The organism is Streptomyces sp. NPDC002911 (assembly GCF_053591835.1).
Map to the genome: position 1 here is coordinate 423,974 of NZ_JBSFUO010000002.1, position 15,426 is coordinate 439,399.

Sequence of the window (15,426 nt, forward strand, 5' to 3'; positions counted from 1 at the left end):
CGCTAGACCTCTCCGGGCTCGTCGCCGCCGCGCGTTCGGTCACGGTCGGTGTCACGGCTCAGGTCGGGGCCCGGCCCCTGAAGCGGCCCGTCGAGGGTGACGCGGGGCGTCTCCTCGGGGTCGGCGAAGCGGCGCCGGTTGCGCAGCCAGGTCTCCACGGAGCGCCACGTGTTCTCGGCCACGGTCCGGGCCAGCTCGACCGAGACGACGAGGATGATGTCCTGGATCAGCTCCCCGCCCATCGCCTCGGTCTGCGTGAGCGAGTCCTTGCGGGCCAGGGCGAGTTCCTGACGTTCCAGCGCGTCCTCGAGAACGGGCGCGTTCTTCAGCCAGGTGTTCAGGGCTTCGAGATCGTCACGCCGGGTGTGCGTCCCGATGAGGCTGATCCGTAACTCGACCTTCCCCCGCCCCTGTTGCTGTCCCTGCGCGTCCGTGCCCGACCCGTCCGTCATGCCCGCCCCCATCGGCCCGTCGGCCTCATCCCCTCGCCCTTGAGGAGATGGCCACTGAACACAGGATCATCCCACGGGCGTTGACACAGGACACCCCTTCGTTCAGCTCCGTTTGAAGGCCGTTACGCGCCCCACAGGTCACTTCTGCGCCTGCCGGCACTTTCGCGCCCACCGATCACTTTCGCGCCTGCCGGCAGTCGTATCCCTGAGAGAGTCACGATCACCTCGTGGTGCTCACCACGAGGTTTCCACGGAGGGGACGCGCAGACATGACCGACGCGGTCAAGGGCCCGGCAAGCTATTTCCCGGCGATCGAGACGAAGTACGGCCGCCCGGTCGCGGAGTGGAAGGACCTGATCCACTCCTCGCCCCTGACCAAGCACATGGAGCTCGTCTCCTGGCTCAAGACCGAGCACGGCCTGGGCCACGGCCATGCCAACGCCCTGGTCGCCCACACCCTCGCCGAGGACAAGTAGGACCGCCCCAGGCGCCGCACCCGGACGCCCCGCTCACGTGCCGTCGCCGGGAATCGCCTGCTCCGACCAGACGGTCTTGCCCTCGGCGGCGTACCGGGTGCCCCACAGGGAGGCGAGCTGGGAAATGATGAAGAGGCCCCGCCCGCCCTCGTCCACCGCTCCGGCGTACTTCATGTACGGGGCGGTGGTGCTGCCGTCCCGGATCTCGCAGGTCAGGCCCCGGTCGAGGATGAGGCGCAGCTCCACGGGCGGGCGGCCGTAGCGCACGGCGTTGGTCACCAGCTCGCTGACGATCAGCTCGGTCGCGTCACCCGTGTCGCCCTCGAGGTGCCAGTCGGCCAGCCTCTCGGAGGTGAGGCGGCGCGCGGTGGCCGGGGCCGTCCTGTCGTACGGGAGTTCCCAGGCGGCGTACCGGTCCTCGGGCATGGCGTGGGTCCGGGCCAGCAGCAGCGCGGCACCCTCGAGGTCGGCGCTGTCCGGCAGGGCGCGGGCGACCGCGTCGCAGAGTTCGCGCGTCGGCCGGTCCGTGGGCGTGAGCGCCTGGCGCAGCGCGCCCGAGGGGGACTGGGCGTGGCCCCGCAGCGCGTTGCTGTGCAGCACGAACAGGCTGCCCTCCCGGAGAGGGAGGGAGACCTCGGCGACGGGGGCCCGGTCCGCGGCCCCCAGCGGCGGCCCCACGGGCAGGCCGACCACGAAGCCGTCGCCGCCCGGTTCCACGACGAGGGGGGCGGGATGGCCTGCGGCGGCCACCGTGCACTTCCCGGTGAACGGGTCGTACACGGCGTACGCGCAGGTCGCGGCCAGTGGCTCCTCGTACAGAGGGTCACTCTTCGGCAGCCGGGCGCGTTCCTCCGCCAGCCGTGCCGCCGTGTCGTAGAGGCGCGCGAGCAGCTCGTCGGGCTCCAGGTCCAGCGCGGCGAGGGCTTGGACGACGGTGCGCAACTGCCCCATGGTGGTGGCCGCGTGGATGCCGCCCTGGGCCACCTCCCCGATGGCGAGGGCCGTACGGGCGCCGGACAGGGCGATCGTGTCGAACCAGGTGCCGGCGCCCCCGCCGGGCAGCAGCAGATGGTCCGTCTCGACGGCGGGCTGGGGCGCGGGGCTCTGCGGCAGCAGCCGGCGCTGGAGGGCGCTGGCAATGGTGTACTCGTGCACGTACCGGCGGGCGTTGTCGATGCCGAGGGCGGCACGGGACGCCATCGCCTCCACCACGGGGACGTCCTCCTCGGTGAACGGCTCGGAGTCCCCGCACCGGTAGAGGCTCACCAGCCCGAGGACCGCCCCGTGCAGCGTCAACGGCGCCACCAGCAGCGTGTGCGCGCCGATTTTCCGGATGGATCCCGCTCGCGCGGCGTCGGCGTCGGCCCACGGGGCGTCCGCCAGCGGGAGGACGCGGACCTGGAGGTCGGACAGGGCCCGCTGGTAGGGGGTTCCCAGGGGCGCCACCCGTACGTCTCCGACGGAGTGGGCGGCCCGGTTGCCGCCCGCGTACGCGGCACGCCGCAGCGGTACGTCGGGGGCGGGCGGCCCGGGATCGAGGTCCTCGCCGCGCAGGACCGCGTCGACGACCTCGACGACGCAGATGTCCGCGTACCCGGGAGCCAGCGCCGCCACGAGGTCGCGGCAGGTGGCGTCGACGTCCAGCGTCGAGCCCACACTGTCGCGGACCGCGGCGAGCGCGGCCTCCCGGCCCCGGCGCCGGACCTGCTCGCTGACGTCGATCACGGACACGGCGGCCCCCAGGACGGCGCCGCCGTCATCACCCGGCCCCGCCCCGCGCCCCTCCTGGAGCCGGAACGCCGTCAGGGCGAGGGTGCGCCGTCCGCCGGGCACGTCGCCGGGGCGGGCGCGGAACGGCCGCTCGATCCCGGGTACCCCGGTGCGCAGGACCTCCCGTACGAAGGCCTCCACCTGCTCCGGTTCCTCGAAGGCGCACACCTCGCGCAACGGCCGTCCACGCAGCCGCTCGGTCTCGTCGGTGCCCGGGCCTGCGGAGGGATCGCTGATTTTCAGGAGGCGCAGTCCCGGATCGAGTACATAGACGCGTACGCGAGCCTGTGTGAACAGCACGTCCAGCAGCGCCGTCCCGACGACATCGCCGTCCTGGCCGGGCCCCCCGCTCTCATCGGCCTCCCAGACGGCCCAGCTCGCCCCCGCGAGGGGCTCCAGCCGGAGCCCCGCGGGCGCGTTGTCACCGCTGTACGCCGCCCGGGTGTCGCCCGCCAGTACGTCCATGACGCGCAGCCCCAGCGCATCGGCGGTCGCGGGCCCGAAGCGCCGCTCGGCCGCCCGGCTCCAGCCGGTGACCACCCCGGCGCCGTCCACGACCATCAAGGGCGCGTCAGCCATGAGCCCAGCTCCTTCGCCCCCTCACGGGGCCCGCGTACCGAGCCTCCGCACACGTGGACACGTACGCGTCCAGCATCGGTCCCCGGTCCGCCGCCCGCTACCGGAGCGGGCCCGGCTCCGCCGACGGGTCCGGGTGTTGTCAGTGGGGCCGCATAGCCTGCGCCCATGAACGACACGGACGCGTCCGACCGCAGCTTCCCCGCCGCCCTCGCCGACGTGGCGAAGGTGGACTTCCACTACGGCCACGACGACACCGGCGTGGCCGGGGACGAGGGGGACCACCGCATCGACTTCGAGCCGGACACGGACTTCGAGTCGGCGCAATGGACCACCGACCACTTCCGGAGCTGGACGGGAAACAGCGAGATCGACGGCGACGCCTATCTCATCTTCGGCCAGAACGGCGCGGGCGGCCACGCCATGATCTGGCGCACCCGCCTCTGCCGCCCCCTCGCCGACCAGCCGGTCGTCTTCATGGGTTCGGAGGGCGAGTGCGGCGTGGTGGCGGGCAGCCTCTCCGACTTCCTCTGGGTCCTGGCCGACGGCTACGGCCCGATGGAGGCCGCCCTGGCCGACGCGTTCGAGTCCGCCCCCGACGCGGCCCTGACCCGGATCGCCGAACACCACGCGACGACACCGCGCCGGACGGCGGAGGAGATCGTCACCGAGGCCAGGGCGGAGTTCCCCACCTTCGAGGAGGACATCGACGCGTTGTGCCGGTGAGCCCCCGGGCGGCCAGGTACGTCAGAGCGCCGACGCCGTCGGACCTTTGTCGTCCGAGGACGACGGCGCGGCCGGCGCCTGCCCGGCCACGCCCCGCAGGAAACCGACCGACAGCACACCTGCTCCGACCATGACCACGGCTGCGCCGACCGCCGCGATGCCCAGCCCGTGGGTGAAGGCGTCACGCGCGGCCGACAGCACGGCATCCCCCGTCGCAGGCGGAAGTTCGGCCGCGACCGCTGCCGCGCCGCCCAGGGTTTCACGTACCGCTTCGGCATTCGGCAGCCCGGCGGGCACGGCGTCGGCCATGTCCCGGCTGTAGACCGCGGCGCCGATGGAGCCGAGGAGCGCCATGCCCAGGGCCCCGCCCAGCTCCTGCCCCGACGACAGCACGGCCGCCGCCGATCCGGCGCGCTCCGGCGGGGCCGCGCCCAGGGCGAGTTCGTTGGCGAGGGTCATGGCGGCGACCAGCCCGCCCGCGTACGCGGCCGCGCCGACGAGGGCGTACCACAGGGGCGAGTCGGTACGCAGCTGCGACAGCCAGAGGAATCCGCAGGCGGCGACGGAGAAGCCGCCCCCCATGACGTACGCGCGATCGGTCCGCTGGGCGAGCGCGGCGGCGGTCGGTGCCATGAGGGCCACGCCAGCGGCCGGCACCAGGCTCCACAGCGCGGCGGTGAGGGGGCTCTGACCGAGCACGGACTGCAGGTACTGGGTGAAGAAGACGGCCATGCCCACCGTGGCGAACATCGCGAGCAGATCGGCGAGTACCGGGCCGCCGAAGGCACGCCGCCCGAGCAGGCCGAGGTCGATCATCGGGTGGGCGAGGCGCCTCTGACGGCGTACGAAAACGGCCCCGAGTGCGAGCCCCGCGGCGATACAGAGCGCGAGCAACGGCTCGTAACCGTGCCGGGCCCACTCCTTGATGCCGTAGATGACCGGGAGGAGGGCACCGAGCGAGAGCACGGCGCTGAACAGATCGAAGCGGCCGCGAGCGATGGTCGCGGTCTCCGGCACCAGGAAGGGCACCAGCACGAGCAGCAGCACCATGGCGGGCAGGTTGATGAGGAACACCGAGCCCCACCAGAAGTGTTCGAGCAGCAGCCCGCTGACGACGGGCCCCAGCGAAATACCGGTGGTCATGACGCCCGTCCACAGGGTCACCGCCTTCGCCCGCTGCTTCGCGTCGTGGAAGAGGTTGCGGATCAGGGCGAGGGTCGAGGGCATCAGGGCGGCACCGCCGAGGCCGAGCAGCGCGCGTACGCCGATGAGCAGTTCGGCGGAGTGCGCGTACGCGGCTGCCACCGAGGCGGCACCGAAGACGGCGGCTCCCCCCAGCACCAGGGTGCGCCGCCCGATCCGGTCGCCGAGGGCGCCCATGACGATGAGCAGGCCCGCGAGTACGAAGCCGTACATGTCCAGGATCCACAACTGCTGTGTGGCGCTGGGCTCCAGGTCCTGGCTGATGTAGGGAATCGCGAAGTAGAGGATGGAGATGTCCATCGAGACGAGGAGCAGCGGCAGCATGAGGACGGCGAGGGCGGTCCATTCCTTACGGCCCGCGCGGGGTCCGGGGGTGTTCTCCATACACCGTACGGAAGCGGCCCGTCACGTACAGCGCAAACAGCTGCCTAGTGCACCGCCCGGAACCACCAGCTGAACGGGGTGCAACGGGCTCAGGTGCACTAGTACGGTGACGCCATGAGCGCCGAACCGCCCTACCTCCGCATCGCCGGGGAGATCCGCCGCCGCATCGCCTCGGGCGAGCTCGGCCCCGGCGATCCGGTCCCCTCCACCCGCCGGATCACCCAGGAATGGGGCGTCGCGATGGCCACCGCGACGAAGGCACTCGCCGCACTGAACCAGGAAGGGCTGGTGCGGCCGGTGCCCGGCATCGGCACGGTGGTGGCGCAGAGCGACCGCCAGCGCGCGACGGCTCCCGGACGGCAGCTCAGCCGCGAGCGCGTCATCCGTACGGCGATCGCGCTGGCCGACGAGGAGGGCCTCGCCGCACTCTCGATGCGGCGCATCGCGACGGAGTTCGGCACGTCGACCATGGCGCTCTACCGCCACGTCCCGAGCAAGGGCGAGCTGGTCCGGCTGATGTCGGAAGCGGTGTTCGGCAGCGGCCCGCCCGGCCCACGGCCGACGGGCTGGCGCCCGCTGCTGGAGCGGGAGGCACGCTGGCTGTGGAAGCAGTACGGGCAACACCCCTGGCTGGCACGGGCCATGGCCGGCCTCACCCGCCCCATGGCCTCCCCGAACGCCATGCAGTACCCCGAGCGGATCCTGAGCGCCCTGACGGGCCTCGGCCTCACCCCGGAGCAGATGCTGCACACCCACCTCACGGTGCTCGGATACGCCCAGGGCATCGCGATGGCCGTCGAGCTGGAGTCCCAGGCGCAGCAGGACAGCGGCATGACGGCGGCCGAGTGGATGACGTCGATGGAGCCGCGCGTGGACGCGATCCAGACGACCGCGGCCTACCCGGTGCTGTCCACCCTCTCCAAGGAGGACAGCTTCAAGCTGGAGCTGGACACCCTCTTCGAGTTCGGCCTGGCCCGGGTGCTGGACGGGGTGGCGGTGCTGGTGGCGGGGGTGCGGGGGGGGGAGGCGGGCCCGGGGTGAGGCCCCTCAACTACCGCAGTGTGTAACAGCAGTCAACTGAACCCGGCGGAAATACCCACCTTTGCAATACCATCACATTCAACAATCAGCTCCGGGCCGTTCACCCCCACGCAGGCCCCGTTCCGTCTGTGCGAGGACGCTTATGCCGCCCTACCAGCCGTCCTCGGACTGGCAGTACGAGGTCCCGACGACCGGCAGCAAGCGGCTGCCGCCCGTTACGTCGAATCGCTGACGCACCAGGGGTACGGATTCGAGGCGGCGACAGCCGACCTCGTCGACAACTCCATCGACGCGGGTGCGCGCAACGTCGTCCTCAGCTTCCTGCGGGACGAGGACCGTCTGGTCAGCCTCCTGGTCGTCGACGACGGGCGGGGCATGAACGACGAGACGCTCGACACCGCGACGATCGTGGGCGGCCCACAGGAGTACGGGGAGCAGGCGCTCGACCGGGGCGTTCTGGCTGGTCTGGGGTAGGAACGCCCCGAGGCCTCCAAGCCGCATCTCGCCTGCCTTTCGCAACTTGAGGAGAAGCTCACCACCGTAGGCGGCTGGCTGATCATCGCGCCCCAACTGTCGACAGCTATCCGCGTAGATGGGAGCATCTCGGTCCACCTTCTCTCTCGTGCGCCGAAGCCGGCAAGCGAGAAAACAGCTTTCGGCCGCATCTCCAGCCTGGAGCACCGGTCTGCGGCTCAGCGCCTGATCGAAGGCATAGGCTCGCCGGGACTGGCAGCCACTCTCTCAACCGGCGTGATGCTGCCGCATCCTGTCGTGGAGGGGAAAGTGAAATCGAACCCGTCAAGGAAGCAACCCAAGGCCTGGCCGACCCGTCGAAGGTCATCGTGGCTTTCGCACTGTTCCCTCTGCTTTCCGCCAAAGATCTGGCACGGCGTCTCCTGCGGTACCGAGCGAAGGGATGCCGCGCATGCGATGCCCACGATCCACTGGCCGCCGCCATGCCGACAGCGTTGTGATCGCGACCGAAATGGCCTGAAGGGAATACGCGCTGCATTGCGTGAGCAACGCGGCATGACCTATACCACCCCAGCACCGAACTCCTGTGAAAGAGCCACGAAATGACTTTGTTTGATATGCCTGGTCCGGGGCCTGGCGTATGTGACGATCCTGAACTGATGCTCGTGCACAGGTACTTTATGAAACAGGACCCTGACGGGCAACGCTTCGCTCAGGTTTTACGCGAAGCGATTGATCAACTGCTGGACGGGGAGCATACCGGGCGCTTCGACTGGAGCGAACTACACAAAACGGAGAAAACTCACGCCGGTACTTTGATAGAGCTTAATTTGCTCAGGAAGTTCAACTTGCACAGCGGTCAGGACATGGACTACTTGATCGAAGGCATCGAAGTTGACTGCAAATTTTCCCAAAAAGAGTTCGGCTGGATGATCCCACCGGAAGCCCTGGATGAAATCTGCCTGGTCGTCTGGGCCGACGACCACGAGGAACGAGGCCTTTGGAGCGCCGGCCTGTTCCGCGCTGACCGTCAGAAACTGACTACAACGGGCAACATCACCAAGAAGGGAAATCGCGACGGAAAGTTCCGCCTCACCAAAGACCATCATTCCATGGTCACCTGGCTCTGGCGCCGACGCCCATTGAAAGAAAACTTGCTGCTACATCTTGATCCCTCGCTACGAGCTGCCATCCTCGCCCCACGCTCCGGCCAGGGAAAGGTTAATGAACTTTTCAGGCGAGTGCAACGGCGCCGAATCGATCGAAACGTGGTGAGAACACTCGCCCGGCAACATGACTACATGGCCCGCGTCCGCGACGATAAGAATGGCACGCGCGCCCGCCCTGCCTTGCGAAAGGAGGGCATTATCATCGTCGGTGACTCAACCAACCACCGTGCAGTGGCAAGTGCGCTCGGCGGCCCAGTTCCCGACAAGGGGGAATTTGTAAGCTTTAAGATTGCACGCGCCGATTCCATCCATGGCAACCGTCCATCTGCCGAACTAGACGGAATCCGCTGGGTCGCGCTAGATGAACACGAAGAGACCCAGATGCCCGCACCAAAGCTTCCGTCGCGCACGCATCCCTCAGCAGCCAACGCCCCCAGTCCCAGAGGTCACCTGCACGAAGAATTGCCGGAGCGACATTCGTTGCAGCCACTACAACAAGGCTAAGATGATGCGTTTCCTGCACACCGCCCCGGAGAGGAGAGGAAATTATCAGTGAGCGGCACTGAAGACGAGTACCCCCTATTCAAGCAGTATCGGGATTGGATTCAGAACAGCACACATGAAGACGCCCCCGGCCGGGAGCAGTTCTTCACACGCGGCACAGTTGTGCTCGATACCAACGTGTTGCTGAGTCTCTACGAATACACGCCCCAGGCGCGCGAGCAGGTATTCGGCGCCCTCCGGAGCGTCCATCAACAACTGTGGCTGCCACACCAGGTCGGTCTCGAGTTCGTCCAGAACCGACACCGCATCATTGTCGGCAGAAAAAAGGCTCTGGACGAGGCATCGAAGGCCCTCAGGAAGAAGATGAGTGACGCGCGCACAGCGATCGCAGACGCTCGCAAGCTCGTCCAGGATCTCCTAATTAGATATGCACAAGACTACAACGCGAAGGAAGAACTTGACGTCAAGATTTCAGATTCTGCCATCACGGATATTCACGCCGAGTGGAATGAAATCCTAGTCGACCACATCAAACAACTCAAAGATTACGATCTCGCCATTTCTTCAGTCGACAGGAATGACCCGGTTCTCTCCCAAGTTGCCGAGCTCTTCAATGACAGGATTGCAGGGCCACCCGACCCAGCAGAAATCCGTCGGCGTGTCGAAGAAGCAGCGTCGTACCGATTCCCTAATCGGATCCCACCTGGATTCTCTGATGAAGGGAAACAGACCGCCCTGTCCTCGTCTGGCGACTATCTTCTTTGGGAGGAGACTATTACACACATGGCATCTGCTCCAGAGCGATCGCACCTTCTTTTCGTATCCAATGACACCAAGGAAGACTGGTACCAGCCAGCCGGCAATGGGCAGGGCTCTCGCCCCTGGCCATACCTAACCAGCGAGTTGAGGATGCGCACGGGCGCCGAGCTCCGCATTGAGACCCCCGGAGAATTCTATCGTGGGATCAATCGTTTCCTCAATGCCGAGATCGCTGAAACGACCTATGCGGAAATTGATCGGGCAGCGAAGAGTCCGCTTGTCACGCTGGTTACAGAAGAGCGAGCAGTACATAGCCAGCCATCACCTCACCTAGTGGAAGCATCCCTTCATGCTATCGGCGTAGATGATTCGGTATTCGACGGGATCGGCGATACGCCTTCCCAGCTACTTTTCAGCTGGTGGTTGATCGGAGTAACTGCACAGCTGGGCCGTCGGGAGCGCTTCGATGACGAACCAGAAGTACTCGTGATGCCTGCGACTCGGTCAGATAAGCAGCCAGATGCGACTTGGCTGCCCGGGGTCCGTCTTCACCTAGGCGAGTGGCCCTACCGCAGCTCGTCATGGATCGCACCGTGGTTTGCACAAGCCGTCGAATCCTGTGCTAGGCGCGACAGGAAGACCCTCCAAGGGCTCGCTGCACAACAGCTTGACCTCAGGATAAATGATCACGACCAGTTAAGACTGCCGGAGTCCTTTATTCACGATGGGAGTGCAAGATGACCACCCAAAACACGCCCGAGGACGAGTGGAAGCGGCTTAGGCCAGATGCCGAGCATGCTCTCAGTAACTTGCTCTCAGAGATTGGCAGCCACAGAGATCCCCAATCACTCTTCGATGCATACACTTACGCGAAAAACATCACCGCTAGTGCTATCAGGTCGAGAATGCTGATGCATCTACCTGAAGAGAATCGCAAGTTCAAAGAGCTGCACGCGGAACTCCAGCAGGAACTGAACCTGCGGTACTCGGACACCGTGCCCAAAAATCTTCTCAGGACCCCATACCGCGGAAAAACTCACGAGCGACTCTTTTCCCTGCTTCAAGAGAATTTCACCCAGCCTGTGCCCGCAGCCATGGTACGCATCGTTACGGGTGATGGAGTACATACGGAGCGCCGCGCACGTGAACTACGTGAGCTGGGGCTGGATGTCGAGTCGTACGCGTTGGACGAGATTGATGTGTACGAGCTGCGATCACTTAACTTGAACTTCGATCTGCTTCCGTTTATCGTGAAGAATAACGTTCGAAAGACGAAAGCATACAGCACTCCCGAAAAGAAACGCATTCTCAGGAACGCTGGTATTTTCGAAAATGAATGATCACGGCAACTGGCAGCGACCCGAGGGCTCTTGGGCTTCTACAGCTGCCCGTCGCCGGAACATGCAAGCCATTCGGAGCCGGGACACGAAACCAGAATTGCTAGTTCGGCGCTTGCTGCACGCCCAGGGGCTACGATACCGCGTGGCAACAAGGCCGGTACCAGAGCTTCGCCGGACGGCAGACATTGTCTTCCGTCCGGCGAAGCTCGCGGTCTTCATCGATGGCTGCTACTGGCACGGCTGTCCGGAACACTACGTGTCACCCAAGACCAACACCGGCTACTGGTCTAGCAAAGTAGTGCGGAACGTGACCCGCGACAGAGACACGGACCAGCGCCTCCGTGAAGCGGGGTGGACCGTGCTCCGCTTCTGGGAACACGAGTCACCCGACGACTGCGCCCTCGCGATCGCGGCTGCTGTGAGCCGTCTCCGCGACGCTCGGCACTGAGAGATCGTCCATCCTGAACAGCAGCTCGCTCTCCCTCTCTCTGCCCTCGGGCTGGGCCTTCAGCATCGCGGCCGTAACGCCGGCTGCCTTCGCTGCCCTGAGCGCGGCGATGATCTGCTGCCCGACCGCCTCGGCCACTGGTGGCGGGAACGCATTCCCGACTTGCCGGTAAGCTGCGGTCTTCTTTCCTTCAAACTTCCAAGTGGAGGGAAAGCCCTGGATGATGGCTGCCTGCTCTACCGTCAGCTTCGGCCCTGCTGCAGAAAACAGATCACGTTCCTGACTTTCCTGCCGCTTCATCTCCGCCGAGTCATTCGCTACACCCAGTCCGCAGATTCCAAGTGCCGCCCATGCCTTTTTGGCACGGGTCGGGCCGAGGTCAGCGCCACCGTGCTTCTTCGAGCCGCCAACAAGAGTCGGCGCTACACCCTTTGAGGCATCCTTCAGCCAGGCCTTGAACGCGTCATCAGCCCTGGGGTCATCAACCTCTTGGAAACGCTTATGCATTGACTCCTCAAGAGCCTCCCCTACAGTGCGAAGTGGACGCTCCTTTGGCTCCGCAGCAGCGAAGAACGGGACCAGTGGCTCCCTCAGCGCTACCAGAATGGCCCGAGGGCGAAGCTGAGGGACCCCGTAGTTCTTGGCTTCCAGGACCTTCCAGTAGCACTGCTTGTAACCCATGTCCGCGAGATCCCCCAGAAGCTCCTCCCTGTAATCCAGGAACTTCTCCCGGGGTTCCAGCAAGCCACGGACGTTTTCGATCATGACAGCTTTAGGCCTCAGCTCGTCCACGAGTCTGATCATGTCCGGGAAGAGGTCCCGCTCGTCATCCCGCCCGAGCTGCTTGCCCGCAAGAGAGAAAGGCGGGCACGGAACACCACCAGCCAACAGGTCAAGATCCCCCTTTTCCAGACCTAGCTCCAGCCTCAGGTCCCGCGCCTCTAGCTTGGTCAGGTCAGCCTGCTTGACCTGGCAGCCCTCCCACTCTGCGTTGCCCTCGACGTTCCTCTTGAGGGTCGCAACTGCGTTCACGTCAATCTCAATGAGCGCGAGATGCCTGAAAAGCGCATTGTGCAAGCCCAGAGCCTGCCCGCCGGCCCCAGCGCAGATCTCAACTGAGGTGAACTCCCTCTTGGTGCTGGTCATGCACCCTCCTCCCGATCTTTCCCGACTGGCACCCATTGCTGCCAGTCGTCACAGAGGGTGACAGACCCCACTGACAACGCGACCGCCTCCAAGTGTCCGTCACACACCCAATACCCTCCGACCGCACCTCACGTGACAGCGAACACTCATACGATATGACCCGTGCCGAAAATCCCTGCATGGGCCCACGACGAGCTGCTGCTGGCTTGCGCCCTCGTAGTCGAGAACAACTGGAATGAGCTCCGTGAGGGTGATCCCCGTGTGCTCGATCTCTCTGACATGCTCCGGTCCCTGCCCATACACGAAGGCGCTGCGCAGACCATCCCTACGTTCAGATCCGTCGGCAGCGTCAGTCACAAAACCACCGATCTCGCCTCGAATCATCCTGCTTACGCCGGCGCGCCCACCAGGGGTGGGCGGCTGGACAAAGAAGTAATCGCCGCCTTCATCGCCAGGCCCTCCGAGATGCTCGGGGCTGCCGCTGCCCTGCGGCAGGGTATCGGCACAGGCGCCCTGCACGAGCTCCCCGTAGACCCGGACGAGGTCGACGACGACGGGAACTCGGCAGTCGAAGGCCGCCTCCTCGCCCGCTGGGCCCTGCATCGCGAACGCGACCGCGGCATCCGTGCCCGCAAGATCGCCAGGGCTGAGAAACTGCGGCAGCCCCTGCAGTGTGAGGTCTGCACTTTCGATTTCAGCCACTTCTACGGAACTCTCGGTAAGGGCTACATCGAGGTTCACCACCGGCTGCCCCTCCACATATCCGGGCCCCGCGAGACCAAGCTGGACGATCTAGCGTTCCTGTGTGCCAACTGCCACCGCATGTGCCACAAGAGCCGGCCCGGTGAATCCTGGCGCACCCCTGACGCCCTGCGGGCCGAAGTCGACCGGCCCAGCCCCGCCTCCTGAGCAGACGCCCGCCCCTGCACCGGTCTAACGCGAAAGCCCTCTGATCGGCCTCGTAACGCTGCTGCGCGCGGTCAAGGACGCCATCTGGGTCCCGGCCATGGGTCTCCGTCCAGTGGAGAAGGTTCACGATCAAAGCAGCCGCTCCTTCCTCTTGCGCCCGCGGATGGCTGAGGAGCGGTACAGCATCCGCCCCGGCCAGCTCCCGGTACCCACTGAGAACCAAGCTGGCGCGCTGGGCTCGTACACACTCGGTGCCCCCGGGACGGAACAGGTCACACCAGACCGCCTTCCCCGACGCAGTGAGACGAGCACCCCAGTCACGCGCGACTGCTGGCAGCAGCTGACGCCCGCGACCGCACACTGAGGCACATCCGGCCTCGGTAAGGGACGGCACCTGGTGACTCGCGCCATGAACCTCTACGTGGAGCACCTCAGCGCGAAACTCAACGACGAGGGCAGCAACACTTCTCACACCTACGTGCCTGACCACGTTCACCGCCAGTTCGGTCTCACTCGTCAGGTCTGCCAGCCCCCGGGGGCCCAGCTCTGCCCGCACGGCTCGCCGGAGTCCGCATATGGCCTCGGGAGATGCCACGAACGGAAGCACGTACTGGTGCGGAGCCTGAGCGTCGCTGCGACTAGTCATGCTGGTACTCCCTCCTCAGCCACAACAGTGCCGACCTCGTCGTGCTCATACGGCTGTACTGCTTAACACCTGGATGCGAGTATGGCATTGAGATATTGCACCGTGTAACTTCTCACGACTCTCTATCGAGTGAACTCGGTAGTGCGGCACGTCGACGTCGATCTAGCCTCGTTGGGCCGCGGCAGCCAGCATCCCGGCGTCAGTTGGAAGGAATCTGCATGTCAGCGAGGGCCACCACCCGCCGACGCCACCTCGGCGCAACAATGCGCAAGCTGCGCGCCCGCACGGGACTGACGCTGGAAGATGCCGGACAGCTCGTCGGTGTCTCAAAGGCCACAGTGAGCCGCTATGAAACGACCGAGGGTCCCGTCAAGTGGCTCGTCATCGACGCTCTGTGCCGCGAGTACGGAGCCAGCGATGCCGAACGGCGGGCAATCGTCGCCTTGGCTAAAGATGCCAGGCAGCAGGGCTGGTGGAGCTCGTTCGCCGACCACATCCCCGAGACCATGAACCTTATGCTCACGCTCGAAGACGAAGCGGCGCGCGAGGATCACTTCTCTTGCGTGTACGTACCCGGACTCCTCCAGACCCGGCGTTACACAACCGCTCTTCAGCAAGCCAACGAGATGCGTCGCTCCGCCGAGGAGATCGAACGCCTCGTGGACATCCGTATGCGCCGACAGGAGATCCTCAGCCGTCCCAACGCTCCGCACCTCTGGGCGATCCTTGATGAGTCCGTAGTCCGCCGCGTAATGGGCTCCCCCGCCATCATGCGTGAGCAGCTCAGTCACCTGCTCACCAGCAGCGAGTCCGAAAACGTGACCCTGCAGATCCTGCCGTTCTCCCGCGGTGCTCACTGTGCCGCCCTCGGCAGCTTCGTCATTCTCGGCGGCCCCGAGCCCTCACTTGACGTGGTGTACGTCGACCTCCACGTCGGATCGGTCTTCATGGAGAAAGACGCGGAACTGATGCGCTACCGGCTTGCGTTCGAATACCTGCGCGCACAAGCGTTGCACATCGAAGCTTCGCGGGAGCTGATCAGCCGTGCCATGGAGGACCTGAAAGATGACAAGGTCGAACAATGAAGCCCCGGAAACCGCCTGGTTCAAGTCGTCGTACAGCGGCGGCAACGAAACGGAGTGCGTAGAAACGGCGTTCATCGATGCCGGCACCTCAGTACGCGACAGCACACGACCGCACGACAGGCGATTTCATGTGCGCTCCGCGGCTTGGACCGACTTCGTCAGCTCACTGCGAGGTGGTCAGCTCAGCTGAGGCCTGAAGCCAGGGGCCCCGGCGCAAGCCGTCCTGCTCGCGAGACACCTGGCATGACTTCGGAGCGCTTGGCCGACAAGGGCCGCGGGCAGTCCGCCTTCCTTGGCAACGCCTCGCACTGCTGGCAG

General features: G+C 65.7%; 14 protein-coding genes and 1 pseudogene. 11 read left to right on the forward strand and 4 right to left on the reverse strand.

Annotated features, from left to right (window positions below):
* Positions 1–2 precede the first annotated feature (2 nt).
* Positions 3–452, reverse strand: a complete 450-nt coding sequence (locus ACWD04_RS04785) for a hypothetical protein (RefSeq protein ID WP_451128117.1) — start codon at positions 450–452, stop codon at positions 3–5.
* A gap of 269 nt (positions 453–721) precedes the next feature.
* Between ACWD04_RS04785 and ACWD04_RS04790 the strand changes: the two genes are divergently transcribed.
* A complete protein-coding gene (locus tag ACWD04_RS04790; RefSeq protein WP_451128119.1) occupies positions 722–928 on the forward strand; it encodes a DUF4287 domain-containing protein in 207 nt (68 codons plus the stop codon).
* Between the two features lie 33 nt (positions 929–961).
* On the opposite strand, the gene ACWD04_RS04795 is transcribed toward ACWD04_RS04790, so the two are convergent.
* On the reverse strand, positions 962–3,277 hold the full coding sequence (locus tag ACWD04_RS04795) for a SpoIIE family protein phosphatase (RefSeq protein ID WP_451128121.1): 2,316 nt from the start codon (positions 3,275–3,277) through the stop codon (positions 962–964).
* A gap of 165 nt (positions 3,278–3,442) precedes the next feature.
* Between ACWD04_RS04795 and ACWD04_RS04800 the strand changes: the two genes are divergently transcribed.
* Positions 3,443–4,000, forward strand: a complete 558-nt coding sequence (locus ACWD04_RS04800; protein ID WP_451128123.1) for an SMI1/KNR4 family protein — start codon at positions 3,443–3,445, stop codon at positions 3,998–4,000.
* Positions 4,001–4,021: 21 nt separating this feature from the next.
* On the opposite strand, the gene ACWD04_RS04805 is transcribed toward ACWD04_RS04800, so the two are convergent.
* A complete protein-coding gene (locus tag ACWD04_RS04805) occupies positions 4,022–5,587 on the reverse strand; it encodes an MFS transporter (RefSeq protein ID WP_451128125.1) in 1,566 nt (521 codons plus the stop codon).
* Positions 5,588–5,701: 114 nt separating this feature from the next.
* Here ACWD04_RS04805 and ACWD04_RS04810 point away from each other — a divergent pair, with 114 nt between their 5' ends.
* The 6 genes and pseudogenes from ACWD04_RS04810 to ACWD04_RS04835 all read left to right on the forward strand — a co-directional run bounded on the left by ACWD04_RS04810 (position 5,702) and on the right by ACWD04_RS04835 (position 11,322).
* On the forward strand, positions 5,702–6,628 hold the full coding sequence (locus ACWD04_RS04810; protein WP_451128127.1) for a TetR/AcrR family transcriptional regulator C-terminal domain-containing protein: 927 nt from the start codon (positions 5,702–5,704) through the stop codon (positions 6,626–6,628).
* 142 nt (positions 6,629–6,770) lie between these two features.
* Positions 6,771–7,072, forward strand: a pseudogene (locus ACWD04_RS04815) (ATP-binding protein); the annotation flags it as partial.
* A 632-nt stretch (positions 7,073–7,704) separates the two neighbouring features.
* Positions 7,705–8,775 carry a NaeI family type II restriction endonuclease gene (locus tag ACWD04_RS04820; RefSeq protein ID WP_451128129.1) on the forward strand — a complete coding sequence of 357 codons (1,071 nt, stop codon included), beginning with the start codon at positions 7,705–7,707 and terminating at the stop codon, positions 8,773–8,775.
* A 48-nt stretch (positions 8,776–8,823) separates the two neighbouring features.
* Positions 8,824–10,275, forward strand: coding sequence for a PIN-like domain-containing protein (locus tag ACWD04_RS04825; protein ID WP_451128131.1), 1,452 nt, complete (start codon positions 8,824–8,826; stop codon positions 10,273–10,275).
* Positions 10,272–10,874, forward strand: coding sequence for a hypothetical protein (locus ACWD04_RS04830; RefSeq protein ID WP_451128133.1), 603 nt, complete (start codon positions 10,272–10,274; stop codon positions 10,872–10,874). The genes ACWD04_RS04825 and ACWD04_RS04830 overlap by 4 nt, the downstream gene beginning before the upstream one ends.
* Positions 10,867–11,322 carry a very short patch repair endonuclease gene (locus ACWD04_RS04835; protein ID WP_451128135.1) on the forward strand — a complete coding sequence of 152 codons (456 nt, stop codon included), beginning with the start codon at positions 10,867–10,869 and terminating at the stop codon, positions 11,320–11,322. Before ACWD04_RS04830 ends, ACWD04_RS04835 begins: the two co-directional genes overlap by 8 nt.
* Here ACWD04_RS04835 and ACWD04_RS04840 read toward each other — a convergent pair.
* Positions 11,257–12,468: a DNA cytosine methyltransferase gene (locus tag ACWD04_RS04840; RefSeq protein ID WP_451128137.1), complete on the reverse strand. Its 1,212-nt coding sequence runs from the start codon at positions 12,466–12,468 to the stop codon at positions 11,257–11,259. The two genes, ACWD04_RS04835 and ACWD04_RS04840, sit on opposite strands and share 66 nt — an antisense overlap.
* A 162-nt stretch (positions 12,469–12,630) precedes the next feature.
* Here ACWD04_RS04840 and ACWD04_RS04845 point away from each other — a divergent pair, with 162 nt between their 5' ends.
* The 3 genes from ACWD04_RS04845 to ACWD04_RS04855 all read left to right on the forward strand — a co-directional run bounded on the left by ACWD04_RS04845 (position 12,631) and on the right by ACWD04_RS04855 (position 15,298).
* Positions 12,631–13,377, forward strand: a complete 747-nt coding sequence (locus tag ACWD04_RS04845) for an HNH endonuclease (RefSeq protein ID WP_451128139.1) — start codon at positions 12,631–12,633, stop codon at positions 13,375–13,377.
* A gap of 864 nt (positions 13,378–14,241) precedes the next feature.
* Complete coding sequence (locus ACWD04_RS04850) at positions 14,242–15,108, forward strand: helix-turn-helix domain-containing protein (RefSeq protein ID WP_451128141.1); 867 nt, start codon at positions 14,242–14,244, stop codon at positions 15,106–15,108.
* Entirely contained in the window at positions 15,089–15,298 is a 210-nt protein-coding gene (locus ACWD04_RS04855; protein ID WP_451128143.1) for a DUF397 domain-containing protein, read from the forward strand. Before ACWD04_RS04850 ends, ACWD04_RS04855 begins: the two co-directional genes overlap by 20 nt.
* Positions 15,299–15,426: the final 128 nt, after the last annotated feature.

Coding starts and splice junctions, on each gene's coding strand:
- ACWD04_RS04785 (WP_451128117.1), bottom strand. CDS start 452: ATGACGGACGGGTCGGGCACGGACGCGCAGGGACAGCAACAGGGGCGG.
- ACWD04_RS04790 (WP_451128119.1), top strand. CDS start 722: ATGACCGACGCGGTCAAGGGCCCGGCAAGCTATTTCCCGGCGATCGAG.
- ACWD04_RS04795 (WP_451128121.1), bottom strand. CDS start 3,277: ATGGCTGACGCGCCCTTGATGGTCGTGGACGGCGCCGGGGTGGTCACC.
- ACWD04_RS04800 (WP_451128123.1), top strand. CDS start 3,443: ATGAACGACACGGACGCGTCCGACCGCAGCTTCCCCGCCGCCCTCGCC.
- ACWD04_RS04805 (WP_451128125.1), bottom strand. CDS start 5,587: ATGGAGAACACCCCCGGACCCCGCGCGGGCCGTAAGGAATGGACCGCC.
- ACWD04_RS04810 (WP_451128127.1), top strand. CDS start 5,702: ATGAGCGCCGAACCGCCCTACCTCCGCATCGCCGGGGAGATCCGCCGC.
- ACWD04_RS04820 (WP_451128129.1), top strand. CDS start 7,705: ATGACTTTGTTTGATATGCCTGGTCCGGGGCCTGGCGTATGTGACGAT.
- ACWD04_RS04830 (WP_451128133.1), top strand. CDS start 10,272: ATGACCACCCAAAACACGCCCGAGGACGAGTGGAAGCGGCTTAGGCCA.
- ACWD04_RS04835 (WP_451128135.1), top strand. CDS start 10,867: ATGAATGATCACGGCAACTGGCAGCGACCCGAGGGCTCTTGGGCTTCT.
- ACWD04_RS04840 (WP_451128137.1), bottom strand. CDS start 12,468: ATGACCAGCACCAAGAGGGAGTTCACCTCAGTTGAGATCTGCGCTGGG.
- ACWD04_RS04850 (WP_451128141.1), top strand. CDS start 14,242: ATGTCAGCGAGGGCCACCACCCGCCGACGCCACCTCGGCGCAACAATG.
- ACWD04_RS04855 (WP_451128143.1), top strand. CDS start 15,089: ATGACAAGGTCGAACAATGAAGCCCCGGAAACCGCCTGGTTCAAGTCG.